The sequence below is a fragment of the Sphingopyxis sp. YF1 genome (assembly GCF_022701295.1).
Lineage (GTDB): Bacteria > Pseudomonadota > Alphaproteobacteria > Sphingomonadales > Sphingomonadaceae > Sphingopyxis.
In genome coordinates, this window is record NZ_CP033204.1 from 3,452,650 (window position 1) to 3,460,000 (window position 7,351).

Here is a 7,351-nt window from a genome sequence, read left to right on the forward strand (position 1 = left end):
CCGAGTCAATCCTTCGGCATCGCATCGCGCCGCAGGCCCTGTCCGGAACGCGATCAGGTGCAAGCCGGCGGCGCGGGTGATCCCGTCGCCAGAAAGTCCTGAAAATTGGTCGCAAAGACGCGCTGGATGATCGCCTCGTCCTGCCAGTAATCGGTCGCCGCGAACGCATCGAGCGCGCCGGCGACATAGTCCTCGGCATCGGGCTCCTGCTCCAGCATGATCCAGTCGGTCCCGAAGAGGATGAAACGCGCGCCCGGGTCATGTTTCATCGTCAGGCTCGCCAATATCCCCAGCCAGAAGGATTGCGCCGCACGCGCATCCGCCGGACGGGCGGCGCGCCCCCAGCCGTCATCGAAACCGTAGGAGAGATCGACATAGATGCGTGCCTTGCCGCAGGCGTTGAGCGCCATGATCTCGCTGAGCGTCTCGTCCATCTCGTTGACCGTGAAGTGGCCGAGGCACAGGCGCAGCGGCTTTCCGTGAACCTCGTAGTGATGCCGCGCCCGCGCCAGCCAGTGGCGGATCGCAGCCTTGCCGTCACCGCCCTCGGTCACCTGGTTGCTGGCGCGCGCGTGCGCGAGCAACGGAATGTCGTGCTCGGCGACGCGCGCGAAGAAATGTTCGAGCGCGGCATCGATCTCCTCGCCGAAATCGCGCCCCTTCGCGCGGGCCTTCCAGTTCTTGCGGATGCGCCGCCCCGCCAGCGCGCAGCTCGGCAGCGCGTTCTTCCCGCTCACCTGAAACCCCATCGGCGGATAGAGCTTCAACCCGGCGATGCCGGGAAAGGCGAGCGGGTCGCGCGGCGGTCCGCCGACATCGGCCCGGCCATTTTCGAAATAGCCGACCAGGGCCTTCAAATAGCTCGAATGCTCCGCAGCCTCGCCGATCCGGCCATAGGCATCCTTCAGCGGGTCATAGCCCGCGAAGCTGTGGATCGTCATGCGCGGGCGGACGATCGCGCGCATCCCCGACCAGAAGCGAATCTGGTCGGCATGATCGGACCCCGCCCGCGGACCCTCGCCCAGCCATTCGTCATAGTCGACGAGCAGGTTGACGCAGTCGGTGATGCGGACCCGATCGCTATTCTCGGCAAATTGCAGATAGGATGCGACATGGGCGCAGCGCGACTGGCGCATCTGGAACGCCCATTTGACGATCGCGCCGATGTCGAGCGCGAGCGCCGCGATCGAACGCGACCGGCGCGTCGGCCGGGTGGTGGCGCCAGCGAGAAGCGCGGGCCAGAAGAAATCCGCCTTCTGCGCCGCAGCGATGGCCGGCTGCGTCTCCCCGCCCCGGCACATCGCCGCAATGACGCCGCGATCGACCGGCGCGATCGCCGCCAAAAGGCGCCGCGCGGCATCGATCCGCTCGCCCGTCGTGTCGATGGCGGGGCGCGCGCCGCGCGCCATGACCGACAGCACATAGGCCAGCCGGACATAGCTGAGCTGAGTCGGCCCATCGGGCTCGGCGGCTTCGCCGAGCGCGTCATATTCGTCCTCGCCATCGCAGGCAGCGGCGAAAAAGTCATACTCAAGCCCGGTCGCGCCGCCGAGCAGCGATGGATCCGCGTCCCGCACGACCGCATCGATGCGCGCCGCGACCTCCTCGGCGAAGCGTTCGGCCGGAACATCGAGCCCGCGGCCGCGGTCCCATGGCGGAACGCGCAGCCGCATCTCGGCGGTCGCGGTCAGCGACGTGCGCTTGAGTACCCACACCGCCAGATTGACGAAGGCGAGCGCCAGTTCGGGCCAACCGTCGAGATATTTGGGCGCGATCGCATATTTCATGAACCGCACCGCCGGCAGGTCGGCGCCGTTGAAGAAATGCGCATGGGCGTCGCGGACGACGCGCTTCTCTGGCGCGGGCGGCAGGGCTTCGAAAGGCGGACATTTGGCGCACCCCGCCAGCGCCGCCGTCGCTCCGCCCGCCAGCAACGAGCGCCGGTCCCATTCGCTCCTGCCCATCGCCATCCCCCCTTGCCCGCCTGACGGCAGCATGACGGGGGCGGGCGCCTATGAAAAGCCCCGAATCGTCCGATCCGGCGTCAGGCCGCGGCTTCCTCGATCGCCTCGAGCGCCTGCATCCACGCTGCCTCGACCACTTCCATCTCCGATGCGACCCTGCCGCGCCGCTGGGCAAGATCGCCCATCGTCAGCTTCGCGAGCGCGGGTTCGGCGCTCGCGGGATCGAACATCGCGCGATCGATCGCACTGATCTGCTGTGCCAGCTTCGCGGCGCGCGCTTCATGCTCGCGCGCCGTCTTGCGCAGTGCCGCCTGCGCCTCGCGGGCCCTGGCGGCTTCCTGCCGCGCGAACTTGGCGTCCTTCGGCTTCGCGGCCGCGCCCTTCGCATCGTCGTTCGCAGGGCCCTTGCCGAGGATGAAGGCGACATAGTCGTCCATGCTGCCGTCGAATTCGCGTGCGGTGCCGTCGTCGACGAGCACCAGCCGGTCGGCGGTGAGTTCGAGCATGTGGCGATCGTGGCTGACAATCAGCACCGCGCCGTCGAAGCCGTTCAACGCCTGCACCAGCGCCTCGCGCGCGTCGACGTCGAGGTGGTTGGTCGGCTCGTCGAGGATGAGCAGGTGCGGCGCCTCACGCGTGATCAGCGCGAGCGCGAGCCGCGCACGCTCGCCGCCCGACAGCTTGCCGACCTCGGTCGTCGCCTTGTTGCCCGAAAAGCCGAAACGCCCGAGCTGCGCGCGCACCGCGCCCGGCGTCTTGCCCGCCATCACGCGCGTCATGTGGCCGAGCGGGGTGTCGGCGCCGTCCAGCTCCTCGACCTGATATTGGGTGAAATAGCCGACGCGCATCTTGCCCGATACGGCCATGCCGCCCTCCTCGGGCTTGAGCTGCGCCGCGAGCAGCCGCGCCAGCGTCGTCTTGCCGTTGCCGTTGCGGCCGAGCAGCGCGATGCGGTCGTCGGGGTCGATGCGCAGGTTGAGCCGGCGCAGGATCGGTTCGCCCGGCGTATAGCCGACACTGGCAAGGTCGAGCGTGATCAGCGGCGGCCGCAGTTCGTCGGCGGGGGTCGGGAAGTCGAACACCAGGCTCGGATCCTCGGCGACCGACGCGATCGGCTGCATCTTCGCGAGTTGCTTGGCGCGCGACTGCGCCTGTTTCGCGGTCGAGGCGCGGGCGCTGTTGCGCGCGACATAATCCTGGAGCTTGGCGCGCTGGGCATCCTGCGCCGCTTTCGCCGCGGCGAGTTGTGCGGCGCGTTCGGCGCGCTGGCGCTCGAACGAATCATATCCGCCCGCGTAGAGCGTGATCTTGCCGCCCTCGAGGTGCAGGATGTGGTCGACGACATTGTTGAGCAGGTCGCGCTCGTGGCTGATCACGACGAGCTGCCCCGGATAGGCGCGCAGAAAGCTTTCGAGCCACATCGTCGCTTCAAGGTCGAGGTGGTTCGACGGTTCGTCGAGCAGCAGCAGGTCGGGGTTCGAGAAGAGCAGCGCGGCGAGCGCGACGCGCATCTTCCACCCGCCCGAGAAGCTGTCGAGCGGCCGCCCCTGCATCTCCTCGTCGAAACCGAGCCCGATCAGGATGCGCGCCGCGCGCGCGGGCGCCGTGTACGCGTCGATCGCGATCAGCCGTTCGTGGATGTCGCCGAGCCGGTCGGGGTCGGTCACCGTTTCCGACTGGTGGAGCAGGTCGGCGCGTTCGGTATCGGCGGCGAGCACGGTGTCAAACGGCGTCGCGGTGCCGCTCGGCGCTTCCTGCGCGATATAGCCGATGCGCGTCTTGCGCGGCATCTCGATGCCGCCCTCGTCGGCCTCGAGGCTGCCGATCATCGCCTTCATCAGCGTCGACTTGCCCGCGCCGTTGCGCCCGATCAGCCCGGTCCGGCTTCTGGCCGGCAGGCTCGCGGTCGCGCGGTCGAGGATGGTGCGCCCGCCGAGGCGCACGGTGAGGCCATTGATCGTCAGCATGGCCGCGCGCCTAGCATGTTCGGCGCCGTCGCCCAAGAGGCGGCTTGGCGCCGCGGCGCACGACGGTTAAACTCGGGGCATGCCCGGCCTCGCCCCCTTCCATCTCGCCTTTCCCGTCGACGATCTCGACGCCGCACGCCATTTCTACGGCGTCATACTGGATTGTCCCGAGGGGCGCAGCGCCGCCGACTGGATCGACTTCGACCTGTACGGCCACCAGATCGTCGCGCACCGCGTCGAAGCGCCGCGCGCCGCCGTCGCCGCCCGCAATCCGGTCGACGGCCATGCCGTCCCGGTCCCGCATTTCGGCGTCGTCCTGCCCCCGTCCGAGTGGCGCGCGCTCGCCGACCGGTTGCAGGCGCACGGCGTTGCCTTCGTCATCGAACCGCACACGCGCTTCGCGGGCGCAGCGGGCGAACAATCGACGATGTTCTTCCACGACCCGGCGGGCAATGCGCTCGAATTCAAGGCCTTTGCCGATATCGGCCAGCTGTTCGCGACATAGCCGGCTCGGTCGGGGCGGGCCCAATCGGGATCGGCTCAGTCGGGAACGTTGCTCGCCTTCGTCGTTTCGGGCACCGGTCCCTCGACATGCGCGGTGCGCAGCGCGACGATCGCCACCCCGGCAATCGCGATCAGCCCGCCGAGCATCATCAGCGGGGTGACCGGCGTTCCGAACCACCACGCCGCAGCCGCGACCGAGATCACCGGGGTCGGGATGGTGAAGGGGACGATGACCGACACATCATGCCGCTGCAAAAGCCACGCCATCGCCCCATGCCCCATGATGCTCGAAACGATCGCGGCATAGGCGACCCACCCGAACGCCGACAGCGGCAGATCGGCGATCGCCGCGAAACCGGCGGGGTCGCCGATCAACGTCACCGGGATCATGACGAGGCTGCCCATCGCGCCGACCCAGGCGGTGATGGTGAGCACCGGCACCCCCTTGAGCCCGCGCTGGATCAACGCCCCGAACGCCCAGATCAGGCTCGCGAGCGCGGTGACGAGGATGCCGTGGATTTCCTTGCCGGCCTCAGGGTCGAACAGCAGCAGCACGACCCCTGCCAGCGCCAGCAGGATGCCGGCGATGCGGCGCCAGTGGATTCGCTCCTTGAGGATCAGCACGGCGAGGATCAGCGAGAAGGGCACGCCGAGCTGGCCGGCGATGGCGAGCGCGCCGACATTGTCGGCGACCGCGAGCGACCAGCTCACCGCAAGATAGAAGGCGGCGCCCGACAGCAGGCCAAAGCCGGTGAGCGCCAGCATGCGCCCGGGCACGATGCGCAGGAAGGGCAGGCAGATCGCGAACACCATCAGCTGGCGCAGCATCGCCGAAGGCAGTGCGCCGGCTTCGCCGACGATGATCTTCATCGCGATGATATTGAACCCCCACGCGACCACCATCGCGATGGCGACGCTGCAGTCGAGTGGGCCGAGGGGTGTGCGCGACGCGGTCATGCCTGTCCCCTAGCGGGGTCTATCGGGGGCGTCATGGGCGGTTTGGCGCGATTTTTGTTCTGGTGCTGTCCCCGGGCCCAAGCAATCTGCGTGAGTTGGGGGTGTATTTTGGTTGCGGGAGTAGGATTTGAACCTACGACCTTCAGGTTATGAGCCTGACGAGCTACCGGGCTGCTCCATCCCGCGCCACCAAAGAGCGGCCCTGGGCCGCTGAACAGCAAAAGGCCGGCATTTCTGCCGGCCTTTGAACTTGTGAATGGGTTTTGTGTTTCGACCATACGCCGGCTGCAATGCCTGGCGACGTCCTACTCTTCCGGGGCTTGAGCCACAGTACCATCGGCGCTGTCAGGTTTCACGTCCGAGTTCGAGATGGGATCGGGTGGGTCACTGACGCCATGGTCACCAAGCAATGAAGCCGGCGTAGGTCAAAAAGGGTTCAATCGATGCCCGTGCAATATGGACTGATCTTCAATCATCCGTCCTTCGCGGACAGTCTGAAGGCTTTTGGCCTGACAGGACTGTCGTTGATGGCGGGACTCTTAAGTGCGAATAGAGCAATTAGTATCGGTTAGCTCCACACGTTACCGCGCTTCTACATCCGATCTATCAACGTGGTGGTCTTCCACGGCTCTGTGAAATCTTATCTTGAGGGAGGCTTCCCGCTTAGATGCTTTCAGCGGTTATCCCGTCCATACATAGCTACCCTGCTGCGCGGCTGGCGCCACGACAGGTACACCAGAGGTATGTTCAACCCGGTCCTCTCGTACTAGGGTCAACTCCTCTCAAATTTCGACGCCCACGGCAGATAGGGACCAAACTGTCTCACGACGTTCTGAACCCAGCTCACGTACCACTTTAATTGGCGAACAGCCAAACCCTTGGGACCTGCTCCAGCCCCAGGATGTGATGAGCCGACATCGAGGTGCCAAACGATTCCGTCGATATGAGCTCTTGGGAATCATCAGCCTGTTATCCCCGGCGTACCTTTTATCCGTTGAGCGATGGCCCTTCCACTCGGGACCACCGGATCACTATGACCGACTTTCGTCTCTGCTCGACTCGTCAGTCTCGCAGTCAGGCAGGCTTATGCCATTGCACTCTAACAGACGGTTTCCAACCGTCCTGAGCCTACCATCGCGCGCCTCCGTTACTCTTTAGGAGGCGACCGCCCCAGTCAAACTACCCGCCACAGAGGGTCCCTGATCCAGTTTCATGGATCGAGGTTAGACATCAGAAAACAACAGGGTGGTATTTCACCTATGGCTCCACACCGGCTGGCGCCAGTGCTTCAAAGCCTCCCACCTATGCTACACAGTTCTTTCCTAATGCCACTCTGAAGCTGCAGTAAAGGTGCACGGGGTCTTTCCGTCTAACCGCGGGTACTCCGCATCTTCACGGAGAATTCAATTTCGCTGAGCATCTCCTGGAGACAGTGGGGAAGTCGTTACGCCATTCGTGCAGGTCGGAACTTACCCGACAAGGAATTTCGCTACCTTAGGACCGTTATAGTTACGGCCGCCGTTTACCTGGGCTTCATTTCGGAGCTTGCACCCCTCCACTTAACCTTCAGGCACCGGGCAGGCGTCAGGCCCTATACGTCGTCTTGAAGCCGACTTAGCAGAGCCCTGTGTTTTTGCTAAACAGTCGCTACCCCCTGGCCTGTGCCCCCCACAAATGGTTGCCCAAATGTGGGGCCTCCTTCTTCCGAAGGTACGGAGGCAATTTGCCGAGTTCCTTCAGGAGACTTCTCTCAAGCGCCTTGGTATACTCTACCATCCCACCTGTGTCGGTTTAGGGTACGGTCTATAATGGAGGGGCTATTTCCTGGAACCTCTTCAAAGCCTGACCAATCCAATAAGGTCAGACAATTTACGAGATCCGTCACACACCTCCAGGCCCACGAATATTAACGTGGTTCCCATCGACTACCCCCTTCGGGCTCGTCTTAGGGGCCGGCTT

Annotated in this window: 4 protein-coding genes, 1 tRNA gene and 2 rRNA genes (1 of these 7 cut by a window edge); 1 reads left to right on the forward strand and 6 read right to left on the reverse strand. The window is 65.1% G+C overall.

Going from position 1 to position 7,351, the window contains the following annotated elements; genetic code table 11:
• Positions 1-53: 53 nt before the first annotated feature.
• Together EAO27_RS16740 and EAO27_RS16745 are read right to left on the reverse strand one after the other, a co-directional pair.
• A complete protein-coding gene (locus EAO27_RS16740; protein ID WP_242771923.1) occupies positions 54-1,964 on the reverse strand; it encodes a hypothetical protein in 1,911 nt (636 codons plus the stop codon).
• An 80-nt stretch (positions 1,965-2,044) separates the two neighbouring features.
• Complete coding sequence (locus tag EAO27_RS16745) at positions 2,045-3,931, reverse strand: ABC-F family ATP-binding cassette domain-containing protein (RefSeq protein WP_242771926.1); 1,887 nt, start codon at positions 3,929-3,931, stop codon at positions 2,045-2,047.
• Between the two features lie 79 nt (positions 3,932-4,010).
• On the opposite strand from EAO27_RS16745, the gene EAO27_RS16750 reads away from it, so the two are divergent.
• Positions 4,011-4,436, forward strand: a complete 426-nt coding sequence (locus EAO27_RS16750; protein ID WP_242771929.1) for a VOC family protein — start codon at positions 4,011-4,013, stop codon at positions 4,434-4,436.
• A gap of 35 nt (positions 4,437-4,471) precedes the next feature.
• Here EAO27_RS16750 and EAO27_RS16755 read toward each other — a convergent pair whose 3' ends face one another.
• The 4 genes from EAO27_RS16755 to EAO27_RS16770 form a co-directional block, all read right to left on the reverse strand.
• The gene (locus EAO27_RS16755; RefSeq protein ID WP_242771932.1) at positions 4,472-5,392 is read right to left on the reverse strand and encodes an EamA family transporter; all 921 of its coding nucleotides are present in this window, start codon (positions 5,390-5,392) and stop codon (positions 4,472-4,474) included.
• A 109-nt stretch (positions 5,393-5,501) separates the two neighbouring features.
• Positions 5,502-5,578 (reverse strand) — tRNA-Met (locus EAO27_RS16760).
• Positions 5,579-5,684: 106 nt separating this feature from the next.
• Positions 5,685-5,799 (reverse strand): 5S ribosomal RNA (rrf, locus tag EAO27_RS16765).
• Positions 5,800-5,931: 132 nt separating this feature from the next.
• Positions 5,932-7,351, reverse strand: a 23S ribosomal RNA gene (locus EAO27_RS16770); it runs 1,373 nt beyond the window's last position.